The following is an 18,125-nucleotide window of genomic DNA, read 5'->3' on the forward strand; positions in this document are numbered from 1 at the left end:
TTATCGGCCGCGTAGCCGGTCCCAGAGCGCGCGGAAAACGCCGCGCCGCAGTGGCGCGTGCCCGTAGGTCTCGGCAGGAATGCCGAGCATCCGGGTTGCTCCGAACGTTCCATCAGCGAGCTTTTGTCCCGCCTGGAGCGCTTTGTTGACCGCGGGAACCACGGAGCTCTTCAGTGCGACTGCCTGGAACACTTCCTGGGGGCCGTTGTGGCAGAGGGCGCTGGCCAGGATCAGGGCGTGCTGGAAGATCGGCTCGGCTTCCAGGGGGAACTCGATCCATTCTCCCGCCGCGTTCTGCGCCTTGAATGTCTTGGCGAAGCGAAGGTCGCCCAGGTGCGCCACCAGCACCATGCCAAAGGGTTCGGGGATCCAGTCGATCAGTCGCCGTGCGAGTGCCGCATCGCCGGCCAGTGCCAGTACGCGCGCCTCGATGTCCGCGCGACCGGCGTTTGCGTCGGCCAGTATGGGAATGGTCTGCCGGACCAGCGTCTGCAAGTCATCACGCATGCGTTTTCCTCCCCGATGCGCCGCCGCCGCACCGGCCCGGCCAGGCGCGGATGATGGTGGCCAGGCCGGGCAGGGTCAATGCAGGACAATCACGCGAAACTCACGTCCACTTCGCAGTCGCGCGTGCCATCCGCGCGCGGCACCGTGCTGACGTGACGTTTCGTGACATTTCCGTCGCATGTCCACCTGTGGATTTTGCCTATTCCGAGACGACGGGACACAATCGGTAGCACGCATTTGCGAGGGATTGTTGACACATGTAAACATGCTTGAACCGGAGCGATGGATGTCGCCAGAAGGAAACGCATCGCGGTCACAATCAAATGGCTGCCAGGCAGCACCTTTTGAACGTTCTCCGCACGGGCACATCGGAAAACGCGTTGCGTCGCAACACGTGATCCGGTGGCGGAGGTGGACATCAATTCGGGTTTGCACCGCGTAAGTCAGTGCAGCCAGGAGACGTCACAGCCGTGCGCGAGTCGATCTTGATCGTTGATGACGATGTATGCCTGTCGGGCATGATCGTGGAATTCCTGCGTTCGCACGGCTACGACGCCGACGCGGTCGACAACGGTCCCACCGCGGAAACCTATATCCAGAACCAGCCACCAAAACTGGTGCTGCTGGACCTGATGCTGCCCGGCAAGGACGGGCTCTCCGTGTGCCGCGACGTTCGCCGCTACTTTCACGGGCCGATCGTGATGTTCACGGCGCTCGGGGATGACGTCGACCACGTTGTCGGCCTGGAGACCGGCGCCGACGACTATCTCGCCAAGCCGGTCAGCCCCCGTGTCCTGCTGGCGCGGGTGCGTGCGATGCTGCGTCGGCACAGTACGCAGGCAGCGGGTGGTGTCACCGAGGTACGCAGCGCGGGCCTGGTGATCAACAGCTCCTCGCGCACGGTCATGCAGCACCAGCGACGTATTGATCTGACGACGGCCGAGTTCGAACTCCTGTGGTTGCTGGCGCAGAACAAGGGCCGCATCGTCAGCCGCGAGCTGCTGCACGATACCTGCATCTTCACGCCGTTTGATCCCCTGGACCGCTCGATCGACCTGCGCGTGTCGCGCCTGCGCCGCAAGATTGGCGACGACCCGCGCGCACCGGCTCTGATCAAGACCGTGCGCGGACGCGGCTACCAGCTGGCCGATCTTCCGCCCGTCCACTGATGCTGCGGCTGTACCTGCATCTGGTACTGGCGGCGGCGCTGTTCGTCGCGGGGCCCTGGTTCGTCTTCCGCTTGTCAGAGGACACGACCGCGCCGGTCGAGGTGAGAGCATTTCTCGTCAGCAGCGCGGACATGGTGGTGTCGCAATTGCAGGGATTGGACGACCAGACCCTGGGCGAGCGCGTGCGCAAGATGACGCGGGATCGCCGTGGCCTGCGCATCGTATTTCCCGGTGACGACGAGTGGGAAGCGGACATCGCGGCGATCGCCAGTCGTGGCGTCAACGGGCGCTTCTACGACGTGGCGGCCGCGCGCACGCTGATTCATTTTCCCGCAAACAATGCCGTGGTGATCGATGATCCGGATTTCCGGCCGCCGTCGCGCTGGCAATCGATTCCCTATCGTGTCGCGCTGTTCGTCCTTCCGGTGGCACTGCTGGCGTTTTACTACTACTGGCTGTTGCGCCCCACTGCGCGCCGGTTCTCGCACCTGGTCGAGGAACTGGACCTGCGCCTGCAGGAAGGCCGCTTTACGCCGCTGCCCGAAGACGCCGATTCGCTCATGGCCTCGGTGGTGCACCGGTTCAATCGCCTGATGGCGCACTACCAGCGCACGCTGGAACAGGCCGAGCGCTCGTTGCTGAACCAGCGCGACATGATGCATGCGGTGACACACGAAATCCGCGCGCCGCTGGCACGTGTGCGTTTCGCGGTGGACATGCTGGCCGACAGTGGGAGCGTGCGTCCTGGACTGCAGGCGAACGTGGATTCGGCCATCGACGAACTCGATCGCCTCGCTGCGGAACTGCTCGGCTACTCACGCCTGCAGTACGCCCGCTACCCGTTGCAGCGGGAGCGATTCGCCGTGGCCGAATCCATCGGCGCGGTCGTGGAAAGCTGCCTGCACGAGGAGCCGGACGTGGACGTGGCCTACCACCCGGCGCACGGTCCTGACCTTCCCTGCAACTTCGACCGGCGCCTGTTCGAGCGGTCGGTCGGTAACCTCGTTCGCAACGCCATGCGCTTCGCGACCCATCGTGTCGACATCATCAGTCGCTGGAGCAGCGGTCGCTGGGTGGTGGAAGTCATCGACGATGGACCCGGTATTCCACCCGGCAAGCGCGATTGCATCTTCGAGCCCTTCATGCGGCTGGATCTGAGTCGTTCGCGCGAATCGGGCGGGTTCGGCCTGGGATTGGCCATCGTGCGCGCCATCACCGCATTGCATGGCGGCAGCGTGCGCGCCGACGATCGCGTCGACGTGCAACCGGGCATCTCGTTCGTGCTCGACTGGCCCGATGTCACGGATACGTGACGTCATTGATACGTGACGTCATGGATCGCGGCCGTCACTGACGTGTGAAGCCGGTGCGCGTTCGTACATTCGGTTACAAAGACGCCGCATAAACCCACTGCAACCGGCCGCGACGGCGTTCTAGCCTGCAGTGCGGCAATAGTCCTGGACGAACACCACGGCGTGCTGACGCGGGGATGGGTGTTCGTACTGCGCTTGCCGAACAAGGTGCGGCGCACGCTTTGCGGCGTGCGCCGCACCGGGGCTCGCGGTGCACAGCGACCGGTTGCGGGGGCAACCGGGTGCGGCGCGAAACATAGGGGAGGGTGTCCGCGACCGTCGGCGGTTCGTGGCGCCCGCTGCAGAGCACCGCAGGCCGGTGCCGGGAACAGCGGAAGACAATGCCAATCCAACACACGAATCCCACGGCGTTCGATGTTCTCTTGATCTCGCCGTTCGAGCGGCCCTGCCATCGCCTGGTCAGCGAAGGGCACAAGGCCGGTGCCTTGCCATTTCTTGATCTGGGCCGTGACATGGCCGCAGCCAGGCGCGCTGTCGCCCGCGTTGCCGTGTCGCCTGACGTGACCTGGGGAGTCCGCATTCCCGAGGGCGTCACTGTTCCGGTCGATCTGCTCGACAGCCTGCGTGGCCGTGCCCGCACGCTACTGCATGGCTCGCCGGACAGCTTCGTGCGCCACGAGGGTTTCGTGCACCTGGTCCAGGCCGTGTCCTGGGAAGAAGCGTTGCGGGCGCAGTCGCTTGGTGCTGACGGCATCATTCTCAAGGGCGCGGAGAGTGGCGGGCGTGTCGGATCGAGCAACAGCTTCATCCTGTTGCAGCAGTGCACCGACGCGCTGACGATTCCCTTCTGGCCGCAGGGTGGCCTCGGGCCGCACGGCGCCGCGGCGGCAGTTGCCGCGGGTGCACGCGGCGTCGTGTATGACGCGCAACTGGCATTGCTGCCGGAACTTCGCGTGCCGCACGCGTTGCGTCTCATCCTCAAGGGCGTCAACGGCTCGGAGTCGACGGTGGCCGGTGGATACCGCTACCTGCGTCACCGCCGCCTGCCGGAACTGGACATGCAGGCGACGGCGGCGGATGTTCTGCAATCGTTGTCGCAGCCTGATCCGCCGGTGCTCGCCGGTGAAGACGTCGCCCTCGCGGATCTCTTCGTCGCGCTCTACGGCGATCTCGCCACGCTCGTCGACGCGACGACGCGCGCGATGGAAGGCCATCTGCGCCAGGCCAAGGCGTACTACGCATTCGCGCCGGACTCGGCCTTCGCGCGCGAGCACCGGTTGCGCTATCCGATCCTCCAGGGGCCGATGACGCGCGTCTCCGATTCGCCGGATTTCGCGCACGCCGTAGCGGCCGAAGGTGCACTGCCATCGATTGCACTGGCGGTGATGAAGCCCGACGATGCGCGGCAGGTGCTGCAGCAGACGCAGGCCCGCCTGGGTGACCTGCCGTGGTCGGCCGGCCTCCTGGGTTTCCTGCCACCGGAGCTTTACACCCGGCAGGTCGACGTCGTGCTCGAAGCGGCGCCACCCTTCGTGCTGATCGCCGGTGGACGCCCGGACCAGGCGCAGTTCTTCGAATCGCGACAGATCGGCGCATTCCTGCATTGCCCGACGTTCCGCCTGTTCGAGCACTTCGTGAAGGATGGCGTCAAACGCTTCGTGTTCGAAGGACGCGAGTGTGGTGGCCACGTCGGCCCCCTGTCGTCTCTCACGCTGTGGGAAGGTCAGATTTCCCTCGCATTGGAAACCGAAACGCTCGACTCCCTTTCGCTGGTCTTCGCCGGCGGGCTGCACGATGCGCGATCTGCGGCATTGCTGGCGGTGATGTGCGCACCGCTGGCGGCGCGTGGCGCAAAACTGGGCCTGCTGATGGGAACGGCCTATTTGTTCACCGAGGAGATCGTGCAGGAAGGTGCGATCCTTCCACGCTACCAGGCCATGGTGGTTGATTCGCACGCTACCGCGCTGGTGCAGACCGGCCCGGGACATGTGACGCGCTGCCTGCGCACGGCCTACGTCGACGTTCTCGACCGCGAACGGGAGCGCCTGCATGCGCAGGGCAAGACCGCGCAGGAGATCTTCACACGCCTGGAAGCGATGAATGTCGGCAGCCTGCGTGTGGCGAGCAAGGGCAAGAAGCGTGTCGACGGCACGCTCGTGGACGTCGATGCCGCGACCCAGCTGGCCGAAGGCATGTATATGGTCGGCGATGTCGCGACCCTGCGTAGCAGCGTCACGCGCGTATCGGCATTGCACCAGGGCATCGCGGACGGCGCGCAGTGGCTGCAGGCGCTGCCACCGTTTCGCGCGACGCGGCGTGGCACGCCCTGCGACATCGCGATCGTCGGGGTGGCCGGCATTTTCCCCGGTGCACTCAGTGCCGAGGAGTTCTGGTCGAACGTGTTGCTCGGCAAGGACTGTGTCACGGAAGTTCCCACCTCGCGCTGGTGCGAATCGGTGTATTACGACGGCACAGCCCGTGGCGCAGCCGGTGAAAAGACCAACTCGAAATGGGGCGGGTTTATCCCCGATTTTCACTTCGATCCCGCGGCATTCGGTATTCCGCCGCAGGCCCTGGGCTCGATCGATCCGGCGCAGCTGGCGAGCCTGCTGATTGCCTCGCGTGCCCTGCAGGACGCCGGCTATGGCGATCACAACGCGGCCGGCGCGCGCACCAGCGTGATCTTCGGCGTGGAGCCAGGCGGTGATCTGTCCGCGGCCTACGGACTGCGCATTCTCCTGCCGCAGCTGGTGCAGGGTGCTGCGCTGGAGAAGGCGCTTGATGCGCTGCCGCGCCTGACCGAAGACAGCTTTCCCGGTGTGCTGGGCAACATCGTCAGCGGCCGCATCAGCAATCGGTTGGATCTTGCGGGCCAGAACTTCACCATCGACGCGGCCTGCGCCTCGTCGCTCGCCGCCATTGATGCCGCGATCAAGGAACTGCGCTACGGCGAATGCGACATGGCGATCGCCGGTGGCGTCGACTTCCACAACGGCATCAACGATTACCTGATGTTCTCCAGCACGCATGCCCTGTCGTCGAAGGGACGCTGCCTGACGTTCTCCGATGGCGCGGATGGCATCGCCCTGGGCGAGGCTGCGGCGGCGGTCGTGCTCAAGCGCCTGGAAGATGCCCAGGATGACGGCGACCACATCTATGCGGTGATCCGCGGCATCGCCGGCGCCAGTGACGGTCGCTCGCTGGGGTTAACGGCACCGCGGCGGCAGGGGCAGCGGCGTGCGCTGGATCGCGCCTACCGGCGCGCGGGTATCTCGCCGCAGGCGATTGGTCTGCTTGAGGCGCACGGAACGGGAACCGTTGCAGGGGACCAGACCGAGCTGACCACGCTCGAGTCCGTCTTCGCCGCCGCTGGCAGTGACGCGGGCGCGTGCATCCTCGGCTCGGTCAAGACACAGATCGGGCACACCAAATGTGCTGCCGGCATGGCGAGCCTGATCAAGACGGCGTTCGCGATCGAACAGGGCGTATTGCCGCCGACCTTGCACATCGATCGGCCCAACCGCGCCTGGCGCAGGGAGCGCAGCCGCTTTGCGTTTCACGCGCATCCGGCGCCGTGGCTGGCGCAGGACCGCAAGGCCGGTGTCAGTGCGTTCGGCTTCGGTGGCACGAATTACCACCTGGTGATGGATCGGGCCGACCAGGAACGGGCCGCGCCGTCACCGGCTGTCTGGCCGCAGGAAGTATTCCTGTTTCGCGGTGAGACGCCGGCGCAGGCGAAGGAGTCGCTGGCGCGGATGACGGCCTTCCTCGACGTAGGCCGGCAACTTCGCCTGGCGGATGTGGCATATAGCCACCATCTGCGCGCGGACACCCGCCAGCCCGTGCAGGTGGCGATCGTGGCCGCATCCATCGACGAGCTGCGGGAACGACTGACGCTGGCAGAGAACGGACAGTCTGATCCGCGCGGCGTATTCCACGCCAGCGCGGAAACGGCGACTGGCGACATCGCGTTCCTGTTTCCAGGCCAGGGCAGCCAGTTCCTGCGCATGGGGGGCGATCTTTTCACCTACTTCCCGCAGACACACCGCTGGATCGAGAACGAGCCGGCGCTGCTGCGGCACCTGTTCCCGGTGCGTAGTTTCGCCGACGACGAGCGCGCGGCGCAGGATGCCGCGTTGACCGCCACCGAAGTGGCGCAACCGGCGCTGGGTGTCGTCAGCCTGGCGGTGGCAGACATCCTGCGCTCGCTCGGGGTGCGGCCGGCACACCTGGCCGGCCACAGCTACGGCGAACTGGGTGCCCTGTGCCATGCGGGCGCCATTGCGCCGGCAGACCTGGTCGCGATCAGCCGCCAGCGTGCGGCCAGCATCCTGACCAGCGTCGATCCGGAGGACCCGGGCGCCATGCTGGCGGTCGACGGCGATGCGTCGCTCGTACACGACGTGCTGGGTCCGGCGCTCGGTGGTGTCGAAATCGCCAATCTCAACGCGCCGCAGCAGACCGTACTGGCCGGGCGTACCGCGGCGATTGCCGCCGCGCGTGAGGCGTTCACCGCGCGCGGCGTCGGTGCGCGGTTGCTCAATGTCGCCTGCGCGTTTCACAGCCGCGAGCGTGCGGGGGGCGCGGCGCACTTTGGCGCGGCGTTGGCACAGTGGACGCTGGCGGCACCGGTGAACGCGCCCGTCTGGTCAAACGAGACCGGCCTGCCGTACGCGGCGGAAACAACGGGTGAACAGGTTGCGCAGGCACTGGCGCGCCAGATTGTGGCCTCCGTGCGTTTCACCGAACTGATTCGCGGCATGTACGAGCGCGGCGTGCGCACGTTCATCGAGGTCGGCGCCGGCAATGTGCTGTGCGGCCTGGTCAATCGCATTCTTGACGGAAAGGCGGTGCGCTGCCTGCCCGTGTGCCTGCGGGACGCCGCGCCGCTGAAGGGACTGATGGTCACCATCGCGCGCCTGGCCGCCAGCGGCGTCGAACTGTCACTCGACGCCCTGTTTGCCGGACGTCGCCTGCGCGAGGTGGACCTGGATGACACGCGTCCTCTGTCGCGCTCGATGTGGATCGTCAACGGCCACTACGCGCGGCCCCTGTTCGGCACCCTGCCGGCTCAATCCTACAATCCGCACCACCGCATCGACCTCACGCCACCCACTACGCCATCGGTAGCTACACCGCACCAGGGCGATTCGCTGGCGCTGTACTTCGACAGCCTGAATCGATTCATCGAAGCCCAGCGCGACGTCATGCTCGAACACCTGGGAGCGGCAGACCGACCGCTGCGCACGATCAATCCGCGGCCCGGCAACACCGCGACGCCGGTGCTGGAGGCGCCGGTGGCACCACCGCCTGTCGCGGCGCGGCCCGTAATGGATGCGGCGGGCATCGAAATCCGCCTGCGCGCCATGATCAGCGAGCGGACCGGCTATCCCCTCGACATGCTGCAACCCGAGCTCGACCTGGAGGCCGACCTGGGCGTCGACTCGATCAAGCGCGTCGAACTGCTGTCGGAAATCAGCGCCGAGCTGGGTGTGCGCCGCGGTGGAGATGCTTCGTCGCCAGGCGAAGAAGCGACCTCGTTCCTCGACCAGGTATCGCGCATCAAGACGCTGCGGGGCATCAGTACCTGGCTGGCGGACTTCGTCCGGCAGTCGGCGCCGCCGGTTGCGGCCACCAATACCGCGGCCGCACCAGCGGCAGTCGCGGCACCGCACGTTGCAGTGGACCAGGAAACGATCACGCGGCGTCTGCGCACGTTGATCGCGGAACGGACCGGCTATCCCGAAGACATGCTCGACGCGGATCTGGATCTGGAAGCGGATCTGGGGGTCGACTCGATCAAGCGCGTGGAACTGCTGTCGGAAATCGGACGCGAGCTGGGACTGGCGCGCGGCGGGCAGGACGGACTGGGAGAGGAGGCGACCTCGTTCCTCGACCAGGTATCGCGGATCAAGACCCTGCGTGGCATCAGCAGCTGGCTGGCCGATCGCGTCACGGGTGGCACGACGTCTGCCGCCGCCCAGGTGCCGGACGAATCGCCAGGAGGGGCGGCGACGCCAGACCGGCTGGCTGCCGTACTCGAACCGGACACCGTGCCGCTCAAGGTGTTCGACGTGCGCTACGTGCCGCAGGCGCTTCGCGTCGCCCAGCCTGCGCTGGCGGGTAAGACTTTTCATGTGATCGATGCGCCCGATGCGGCGGCCGCCGCGCTGACCGCAAGCTTTGCCAGCCGGGGTATCCGCCTGGCGTTCATCGGGCGTGAAGCCCTGCGTGCCGGGATGACGCTCGACACGGACGGGCTGGTGTATTTCAGCCACGGCGACGTGCCGTTCGATGACATCCGCGGTCTGCTCTGGTCGTTGCAGGCCTGCGACGCGGCGCGCATGGACTGCGTACTTGTCGTGCAATGCGCGACCGAACCGCTCCTGGACGAGGAAGGCCGTTACATCGCCCCCGCGGCCAGTACCGGTGCGGCCGGCTTCCTCGTCAGCCTGCGCTGGGAATGGCCGCGGACCCGCATCATCCGGCCGCTGGTCGTCCATGATGCGACGGTGCTATCGGTGCAGCAGCTGGCCGAGCGTCTGGTTGACGAGGTGTTCAGCGAGGCCGAGCCGATGGCGCAGCCGGTCGCCTACGTGAATGGCGAACGCCACGTGCGGCGCGTGGTGCCGCGCGCCACGCCGGTGACCGCCACGTTGCCGCTGGAGCTGGCGCACGATGCGGTGATCGTCGTGATCGGTGGCGCCAAGGGCATCACCAGCTGGTTCGCCGAAGGATTTGCACACCGCTATCGGTGCCGGCTGGTCGTGCTCGGGCGATCCGCGCTGCCGCCGGCAACCGATCCGTATCCATCGCTGGAGACGGCCGCGCAGCTGCGGCAGGCGCTGCTGGCGTCCAGCACGCCGGGAACCTCGCCGCGGCAGATCGAACAGGAGGTGCGGCGCCTGCTCGACGAGAAGGCGATACGGCGCAACCTCGCTGCGCTGCAGGCGGCGGGCAGCGAGGTCAGCTACTGGCAGGCCGATGTCACTGACCGTGCCCAGGTCGATCGCGCCGTGGGCGAGGTGATGCAGCGCTATGGTCGCATTGACGGCGTGCTGTTCGGTGCCGGCGTGCTCGATGACCGGTTCATCGCGGCCAAGGACGAAACGTCCCTGGCCAAGGTCTACCAGCCGAAGGTCGCGGGCGCCGAGAACGTGCTGGCCGCCGTTCACGCGCAGGCCGAACCCCGGTTCTTCGTGTTCTTCTCGAGCCTCTCCTCCGCCGTCGGCAACCGCGGCCAGACGGACTATTCCGCGGCGAACGACTACCTGGACATCCGTGCGCTCGCACTCAATGCCGCACGCCCCGGTCAATACCTGTCGATCAACTGGGGCCCCTGGGCGGGCGCCGGAATGATCGACGGCAGCTTGCAGAAACACCTGGAGGGCATGGGCGTGTTTGCCATCTCGCGTCACCAGGGTGTCGACTTCCTGTTCGATGCGCTGGGCGAGGGCAAGTCATCGGGGCAGGTCGTGGCGATGTGCGTCAACGACGACGCCGTGTACTGGAAGGAAGCCTGAGTGGACACGGCCCAGTTTCCACCGCCGACACCGCATGGCCCACGGGGAAGCAAGACATCATGACGTTTCGAGTAGCAATCGTGGGAATGGCCTGCCGCTTTCCCAAGGCCCCCGATGCGGCGACGTTCTGGCAGAACATCACGCGTGGTGTCGATGCCACGTCGCCCTATCCGATGGCCGAGCGCTGGGGCAAGGACGCTGCGTACTACGATCCCGCCGCGGAGCCGTCGCTGGACCGCGTCTATTGCCGGCGCGGCGGCGTGGTCGACAACCTGCGCTTCAATCCGATGGACTACGGGGTGGTGCCGCGGGAAGTCGACGAGGCGGACGCGGACCAGTTCGTCATGCTCGACCTGGCGCGCGAGGCGCTGCGCGATGCGGGCATCGAGCGGTCCGGCCGCGAGAAGACGCCACTGCATGCGGGTGTGATCGTCGGTCGCACCATGCCGATCGGACCGGTCGTGCTGCGCTACCTGGACCGGATCAAACTGCTGCCGCAACTGACCGCGGAGCTGCGCGCTGCCTGCGTGGGCGACGCCGAGATCGCGCGGTTCACGCAGGCGTTTCTGGACCAGCGCCAGGCCGGTTTCAGTCACAGCCGCACACGCAACCTCGTCGCCGGGTTCACCGCCGCGCGGATTACCAACCGGCTCAACCTGTCTGGCCCGAACTACATTCTGGATGCTGCTTGCGCCTCGTCGCTGATCGCGATCGAGAACGCCATGCTGCACCTGGCCCGGGGCAACTGCGACCTGATGCTGGCGGGTGGCGTGCACCTGCCGCTGACCCAGGGCTATTGGTCGATGTTTACCAATATCGGCGCGTTGTCGCGGCGGGAGTGCATCTCACCCTTCGACCAGCAGGCTGATGGTCTGCTTCTGGGGGAAGGCGCCGGCCTGGTGGTGCTCAAGCCCCTGGTCGCCGCACAGGCGGACGGTGATCGCATCTACGCGGTGATCGACGGCATCGGCAGCAGCAGCGACGGGCGCGAGGAAAGCCTTCTGGCACCCTCGAGCGACGGCCAGTGCCGCGCGTTCGCGCAGGCGTGGCGGCAGGCGCGTCGGCGTTTCGATGAGGCCGCCTACGTGGAGTGCCACGGCACCGGCATGCCGCGCGGTGACGAAGTGGAAAGTGCGTCTTTGTGTGCGACGTTCGGCCGTGGCCGCCAAGCGGTGGCGTTGGGCTCGGTGAAGTCGATGATCGGTCACACGCTCGGCGCCGCGGGCATCGCCAGTGTCATCAAGATGGCCTTCGCACTGGAGCAGGATGTCATGCCGCCGTCCCTGCACTGTGGAACTCTGCGCCGGGATCTGGCGTCAGCCGGCTTCTACGTGCCTGACCGTGCCACGCCCTGGCCCAGGGAAGCGGCGCGCGTCGCGGGCGTCAGCGCTTTCGGCTTTGGTGGCGTGAACGCGCATCTGGTGATGAGTGCGCCGCCGTCGCGCAAGCAGCGCCGGCCGGCCGCGGCATCGCGCCTGCGCACCCAGGAAACCGTACTGCGGATCGCCGCGGCCAGCGCGGCCGAGTTGCTGCGTGCCATGGAGCAAGGGGCGGCGTCATCCACGGGGCCGGTACGCCTGGTCGTGTTCGATCCGACGCCCGAGCGCCTGGCGCTGGCGCGAAAAGTCGTGGCCGCCGGCAAACGCTGGAGCGGGCGCCACGGCGTCTTCTTCAGTCCGGATGGCGTACTGGCGAAGGGCGGAAAGCTGGCCTTCCTGTATCCCGGTCTGGGTGACCAGGTCGGCAGTGGCATCGACGGCCTGGCCAGGGACCTGGGCCTGGATGTCACCATCCCGGCCGGCGCGGACCAGCTGGTGCGCACCAGCCTTGCCAGCGTGCACTCCAGCTACACGCTGGCCCACGCGCTCATGCGTCTGCGCGTGAAACCGGACGCGGTCGCCGGGCATTCGCTGGGCGAGTGGACGGCCTGCGTCAGTGCCGGCGTGATCGAGCCCGGCGACCTGCGCCAGCTGGTCAGTCGTTTCGGTGTGGGCCAGTCGGAGTTCATGGCGCGCAACTACCACCTGCTGGCGGTGTGGTGCGGTGTGGATCGCCTGGCCTCACTGCTGGCCGATATCGAGGACATTGCCGTCGCCGTGGACAACTGTCCCGGCCACGCCGTCGTGTGCGGCACCAGCGTGGCGCTGGACAAGGCGCGCCAGCGTTTCACCGCCCATGGCCTGCTGAACCTGGACCTGGGCATCGAAGCGGCGTCGCACACGCGCTTCAACGCGCCGTCGCTGGAACTGATCCGTCCCATCGTTGAGAACCTGGCGCTGGCGGCACCGCGCATTCCGCTGTGGTCGTCGAGTCTTGCGGGCCCCTTTCCGCCCGACGCGGCGGCGGTGCGGCGGGCGATCTTCGAGAACATGGCGCGACCCGTTCGCTTTCGCGAGCTGGTCGAGGCGCTTTATGCGGATGGATTCCGAGCCTTTGTGCAACTGGGCAACGCGGGCCTCAGCGGTTTCGTCACGGACACGCTGCAGGGGCGAGAGATGATCGCGCTGGACGCCGCGCGTACCGACATGGATGCGGAATCCGCGCTGCGTCGGGTGGCGGCGGGCCTGTATGTCGAAGGAATGGAGCTGGATCTTGCGGGGTTCGGCCTGGTCGCGCAGCGCACGACCGCTGGCGCGGCCACCGCCGGCGGATCGGCGGTGTCGCTCGATCGCAGCCTGGTGGAAATTGTCGGTCTTCCGGACCGCCCCGGATGCGTGGCCGAGTCCGATCCGGAACTGGAGGCCCTCGCGGTGTCCGAAACAGCGCGCGAGCTGATGCGCGCGAGCGCCTTGGCTTTCCGCCAGGCGCAAAGCAGCGTCATGGGAGCAGTAGCGGCACTGGCGACCCATGGCCATGCCGATGAATCCGCTGCGGCCCGGCGTGGCGGTGACGCGCTGCCGCCGCCAGGGCCGGTGTATGGCGGAACGATCCGCATCGACCACGCGCAATATCCCGAACTGTTCGACCACGAGATCTACCGCTCGGCGGATGAGGCGCCGATCGCCGATCGATCGGCCGTGGCACCGATGGCGATGATGATCGAGCTGGCCATCGCGGAAGTCCGACGCTGCCTGCCGGGCTTTGAAGTGCTGACGGTGCGCAAGGTGGTTTCGTTCCGCTTCATCGACGTGAAGGGGCCGGTGGTGCTCGACGTGCGCATCGCGCGGCGCGAGGATGGCGCGTTCACGGTGGTCTTCGGTGAGCACTTCTCCTGCGTGGTCACCGTTGCGCGCACCCTGACGGCGATGCCTGCGCCTGACCCGGCGCGCTGGCAGGTGGCCGACCGGCCGGCGCCGCATCCGATCCCCTTCGCGGATATCTACCGCGAGCGCTGGTTGTTCCACGGGCCGCGCTACCAGGGCCTGTGCCGCATCGACGCGATGGACGCCACGGGGGCACGCGGCACGGTGCGGTACGCCGGCGGCAAGGGATCGCTGATGGACAGCGCCTTCCAGATGGCGGGCATGTGGTTCCACTGCCACTACGTCGTCGATAGCGTGGTGATGCCCCTGAAGATCGAGCAGATCGAGCTGTTCGTGCCGCCGGCGGTACTGGAGGAGCCGGGCGAATTCGACTGCCGCGTGTTCGTGGACCAGATCACGGACAACGAGTTCGTCTACAGCCTGGAGCTGGCCCGGGCGGGGCGTGTCTGCCTTCGGATCGGGCGCTTCGCCGGCCGCCGCTTCGAGACGGATACACAGCTGGGCGCCGTCTTCCGCACGCCAGAACGCGACTGCCAGGTGTGTGACGTGCTGGACGACCGCGTGTTCGTCTTCGCCTATACGTACCGGACCAACTGGATCCGCGTGATGCTGCAGAGCACCTACCTGGACAACGGCGAGGTGGCGCGGCTGGACGGGTTGCGCATGATCCAGCAACGCAACGCGTCGCTGATGGGACTGGTCGCGGCCAAAGAGGCGACCAAGCGCTGGATGTTCCGGCAGGAGGGGTTCACCGCGTTGCATCCCACGGATATCCGTATCGAACACGATCCGCACGGAGCGCCGGCGGCGCGCGTGGCGGGACGCGAGGCGCCTCTGCATCTTTCGATCAGCCACAAACCGCAGTACGGCGTCGCGCTCGTGGGTGGGCCTGCGCGCGTGGGGGTGGACATCGAACTGATCGAGCCGCGCCTGCCTGCCTTCGAAGAACTGAACTTCGACGATGACGAACGCGCGCTGCTGGACCGGCATCCGCCGGCGCTGCGCCCCTACCTGGTGACGCTGCTGTGGACTGCCAAGGAGGCCTACGCCAAGTACACCGGCGAGGGCATTGGCGGATCGCCGCGGCGGATCCGTGTGCGCCAGGTGCATGCCGATGCCGACGGCGCGCGCGGCGAGGTCGAAGGCGTGCCGTTCGTCAGTCGGCGCTACCGCAATCAGGCCGTGATCAGCTGGATCATCGTGCCGCCACTGGAGTCGTGAAATGAGCCTGACCAAGGAACACGTTGTTGCCGAAATCCGCGGCTGCGTCGTCGCCATCGTCGGCGACGAATGGGCCGAGACGATGGATATCAGCCCCGATCGCAAGCTGAGCGACGGGCTGGACCTGGACAGCATCGAAATCGCCAAGGTGGTGGCGACCATGATGACGCGCTATCCGGATGTGGAATTTGCCGCCTGGTTCTCGGGCATGGACATGGCGCGCATCACGGCACTCACGCTGGGCGACCTGGCCGAGTTCATCGTGCGTTCGCGCAACGGACGCGTGCTGCAGTGACATGACGGCCCCGGTTGCGTTGAACGTCGTCACGCTGGGCCAGCCGGGCCGGTTGCCGGTGATCTTCGTGCACGGCATGGCTGGCACGGCGGGCCTGTGGATCATCAGCTACGCCTTCTGGCTGCTGGAGCACTGCCACGTCATTGCCTATGACCAGCGTGGGCACGGGCTCTCGCCGGCAACGCCGCAGGGGTATCGGCTGGTGGATCAGGCGGACGATATCGAGCGGGTCCGCCAGGACCATGCGCAGGGGCCCGCGATTGTCGTGGGTTACAGCTACGGCGGGCATATCGCCACGCAGTGGGCGATGCGTTATCCGGCGCAGGCGCGAGGCCTGGTGGTGATCGATTCGCCGCCACTGCCCCTGGCGCCGGCGCAGATCGCCGAACTGCTGCACGGCGTGCCGCAGGCGTTGGGTGGCGAAGCGGCGCCGGACGGACCGCTGGTCAATCGCATCCGTGACCGCCTGGATGACTCGATCCGGCAGCGCCGGCGTCCGCTGACACGCATGAAGGCGCGCCTGGAGGCCCTGCGCGAGACGACGTTCGAGCGTGACGTACTCGCGGACGTGCCGTTTGCCGACGACGCCTACCGGGCGATCCGCTGTCCGACGTTGCTGCTCTACGCCACGCGTGCGGGAAATCTCGCATTCGCCAACCGGCAGCAAAAGCTGATACCGGATTGTCGCACCCGCCTGGTGGATGCCGAGCACGATCTCGTCACGCGTAACACCGAGGCAGTGCGGGAGCACCTGCGTGACTTCCTGCGCGAAGTCGCCGACTCGCCCCGCAGCGACGTCGTGCAGCGCGACCGGGGTTCACGCTGAGTCAAGACCAGGCCGATACGATGAAAGCACGCATCCTGATGGCGGCACCGCCGCTGCGCGGTCACCTGGCGCCCCTGGTCGCCGTCGCGAACACGCTGGCGGCGCAGGGCTATGCGGTGCAGTTCCTGAACTTCCTGGACGCCGACCTCGGCCTGGGGCCGTCCGTCGATGAGCGGCGTCATGCTGCACCGATCCGGTACCCGTCCGGGGAGGGTGACGTCATGGCGGACGCGCTTGGCTGCCTGGGTGAATTCTGTCGTGAAGTGTATTCGTACACCCTCGCGCAGGCTCGGGCGTTCGCGCCGGACCTGGTCATCGCCGACCAACAGTTCCCTATCGCCTCGGCCGTGGCGGCGGACCGCGGGTGCCCGTACATCGCCACCCTCAGCACACCGGCCCTGCTGATGGGCGGACTGCCGATCCCCGTGCAGGAAGCGACCGCGGAGCTGCCCCAGGTGGGCGGCGCATTCCGGCAGGCCTTGCGACGGGCGTACCAGGACCTCCTGGCCGGGCTGGGCGCAGAGCTGGGCGCGCCGCTGCACGGTGAGCCGTTGTCGCCGCATGGGAACTGGTGCTTTGCCACGGAGGCGTTCTGCGGCGTGCCCGCACAGTCGCTGCGTGAGGACCGCGTGCGGTTCGTCGGGCCAGCCATCCAGCCAGTTCCGGCAACGACGCAGGACCAGGCATTGTTCGATGAAGTTGCCGCGTTCGCCGGCCGCCGCTTCCTGCTGGCCATGGGGTCGGTGCTGGGCAACATGAGCGCCAGCCGCGCGGACGTCGTGGCGATCTATCGCAATGCACTGCTGGCACTGGACGAGCCGGAACATCTGCTGCTGATGGTGGCGTCAGAGGACGTCACGCGGGAGGTGCTCGAAGGCGTATCGCCACGCGCGACGGTGCTGACGCGTCGCTTCATCAACCAGTTCCATCTGATGCCGGCATTTGACCTGTTGCTGACGCACGGCGGCTACAACACCATTGCCGAAAGCCTGTACCACCAGGTGCCGGTGATGGCGTTCCCGTTTGTGTTCGACCAGTCGCAGATGGCACATCGGCTGGAAGACCTGGGCGTCGGTGCCTGTGTATCGCGCAAGCGGCATACGCCGGCGCTGATTCGGCGCTGTGCGGAAAAGCTGCTGTCCGATGCCGGACTGCGCGAGCGGGCAGGAGTGCAGCATCGCGCTATTGCCGAGGCGGGGATAGATGGACGTGTCGCAGTACGCGAAGTGGTGCGACTTCTGCGTCACGGGGGTGCTAATCGGTAAGGCAGGCGAGAACGCTGTCACCTCGCACCAGCGTCTCCTGTAGCCCGGGTAGGCGCAGCGCACCCCGGGTGAATTACGCGATAACAGTGAAACGTGTACGACGGTAGGTTGGGGTGAGCGCAGTGTTTGGTCAACAGGGGGCGCAGGAACATCGACCGAATTGCCATACGGGCCCCTGTCGGGGTTTGCTTCGCTCACCGCCAACCTACAGGGAATGGCACATCAGCGCGCTAATCGCTGCCGCCAATAGAGGCAGTGATGATCAGTTTGCGTTCGTTCCATTCCCGTCCCTGTGCATCGGAAAGATCCGCGGCAATTTCAAAGCAGGTGCGGTCCGTGTTGCCATCGGCCGGCAGATGGCCACTCAGGTTGATACCGACGCGCTGCGGTGGGGGTGCGGTCGTACCCGTCGGGTCCGCGTGCAGCGAGAAATGATCAACCGGGATGCGTTGGCCCGTGCGCGAGTGGATCAGGTTCACCGTGAACAGCGGGCTGTAGCGTCTGGCCGGCTCGCCGTGCTGAATGTGCAGAACCAGTCGCGCCAGCCCGTCGGCCAGGGCCTGGCGCTGGCGGGCGTCGTGGTCGATGCAGACGGTGGCGGGCATATGGCCGTAGGTGGTCTCGGCGCGGGTGGTCGGGAGAGAGGCGGCGGCGCAGCCCGTGGCGGCCAGCGCGGTCAGTGAAAAGACGCGGAAAAGCGGTACTCGCATCGGACACCTCGCGCAGGCCTGCCCCAGACCATACGGGCGAACGGGACGATCTCAATGGCAGACCGTCGGGTTGCCGGCGAGGTTCCTTGTCGA

General features: G+C 66.9%; 9 protein-coding genes. 7 read left to right on the plus strand and 2 right to left on the minus strand.

The window, feature by feature from the left end; translation table 11 throughout:
* Positions 1 to 507, minus strand: coding sequence for a hypothetical protein (locus N4264_RS04945; RefSeq protein WP_261695963.1), 507 nt, complete (start codon positions 505 to 507; stop codon positions 1 to 3).
* Between the two features lie 470 nt (positions 508 to 977).
* Here N4264_RS04945 and N4264_RS04950 point away from each other — a divergent pair, with 470 nt between their 5' ends.
* The 7 genes from N4264_RS04950 (at position 978) to N4264_RS04980 (ending at position 17,322) form a co-directional block, all read left to right on the plus strand.
* Positions 978 to 1,676 (plus strand): response regulator, encoded by a 699-nt coding sequence (locus N4264_RS04950; protein ID WP_261695964.1) that lies wholly within the window; start codon positions 978 to 980, stop codon positions 1,674 to 1,676.
* Positions 1,676 to 2,989 (plus strand): sensor histidine kinase, encoded by a 1,314-nt coding sequence (locus N4264_RS04955; RefSeq protein WP_261695965.1) that lies wholly within the window; start codon positions 1,676 to 1,678, stop codon positions 2,987 to 2,989. The genes N4264_RS04950 and N4264_RS04955 overlap by 1 nt, the downstream gene beginning before the upstream one ends.
* A 380-nt stretch (positions 2,990 to 3,369) precedes the next feature.
* Positions 3,370 to 10,512 (plus strand): type I polyketide synthase, encoded by a 7,143-nt coding sequence (locus N4264_RS04960; protein ID WP_261695966.1) that lies wholly within the window; start codon positions 3,370 to 3,372, stop codon positions 10,510 to 10,512.
* A 59-nt stretch (positions 10,513 to 10,571) separates the two neighbouring features.
* Complete coding sequence (locus N4264_RS04965; protein WP_261695967.1) at positions 10,572 to 14,936, plus strand: beta-ketoacyl synthase N-terminal-like domain-containing protein; 4,365 nt, start codon at positions 10,572 to 10,574, stop codon at positions 14,934 to 14,936.
* A gap of 1 nt (position 14,937) precedes the next feature.
* Positions 14,938 to 15,231 (plus strand): hypothetical protein, encoded by a 294-nt coding sequence (locus N4264_RS04970; protein ID WP_261695968.1) that lies wholly within the window; start codon positions 14,938 to 14,940, stop codon positions 15,229 to 15,231.
* A 1-nt stretch (position 15,232) separates the two neighbouring features.
* Complete coding sequence (locus tag N4264_RS04975; protein ID WP_261695969.1) at positions 15,233 to 16,057, plus strand: alpha/beta fold hydrolase; 825 nt, start codon at positions 15,233 to 15,235, stop codon at positions 16,055 to 16,057.
* A gap of 20 nt (positions 16,058 to 16,077) precedes the next feature.
* On the plus strand, positions 16,078 to 17,322 hold the full coding sequence (locus N4264_RS04980; RefSeq protein WP_261695970.1) for a glycosyltransferase: 1,245 nt from the start codon (positions 16,078 to 16,080) through the stop codon (positions 17,320 to 17,322).
* Between the two features lie 230 nt (positions 17,323 to 17,552).
* Here N4264_RS04980 and N4264_RS04985 read toward each other — a convergent pair whose 3' ends face one another.
* Entirely contained in the window at positions 17,553 to 18,032 is a 480-nt protein-coding gene (locus N4264_RS04985) for a hypothetical protein (RefSeq protein ID WP_261695971.1), read from the minus strand.
* Positions 18,033 to 18,125 lie beyond the last annotated feature (93 nt).

Origin of the sequence: Tahibacter amnicola (genome assembly GCF_025398735.1) — a bacterium.
In the GTDB taxonomy this organism is placed as follows: Bacteria; Pseudomonadota; Gammaproteobacteria; order Xanthomonadales; family Rhodanobacteraceae; genus Tahibacter; species Tahibacter amnicola.

Coding starts and splice junctions, on each gene's coding strand:
- N4264_RS04985 (WP_261695971.1), bottom strand. CDS start 18,032: ATGCGAGTACCGCTTTTCCGCGTCTTTTCACTGACCGCGCTGGCCGCC.
- N4264_RS04945 (WP_261695963.1), bottom strand. CDS start 507: ATGCGTGATGACTTGCAGACGCTGGTCCGGCAGACCATTCCCATACTG.
- N4264_RS04970 (WP_261695968.1), top strand. CDS start 14,938: ATGAGCCTGACCAAGGAACACGTTGTTGCCGAAATCCGCGGCTGCGTC.
- N4264_RS04980 (WP_261695970.1), top strand. CDS start 16,078: ATGAAAGCACGCATCCTGATGGCGGCACCGCCGCTGCGCGGTCACCTG.
- N4264_RS04955 (WP_261695965.1), top strand. CDS start 1,676: ATGCTGCGGCTGTACCTGCATCTGGTACTGGCGGCGGCGCTGTTCGTC.
- N4264_RS04960 (WP_261695966.1), top strand. CDS start 3,370: ATGCCAATCCAACACACGAATCCCACGGCGTTCGATGTTCTCTTGATC.
- N4264_RS04975 (WP_261695969.1), top strand. CDS start 15,233: ATGACGGCCCCGGTTGCGTTGAACGTCGTCACGCTGGGCCAGCCGGGC.
- N4264_RS04965 (WP_261695967.1), top strand. CDS start 10,572: ATGACGTTTCGAGTAGCAATCGTGGGAATGGCCTGCCGCTTTCCCAAG.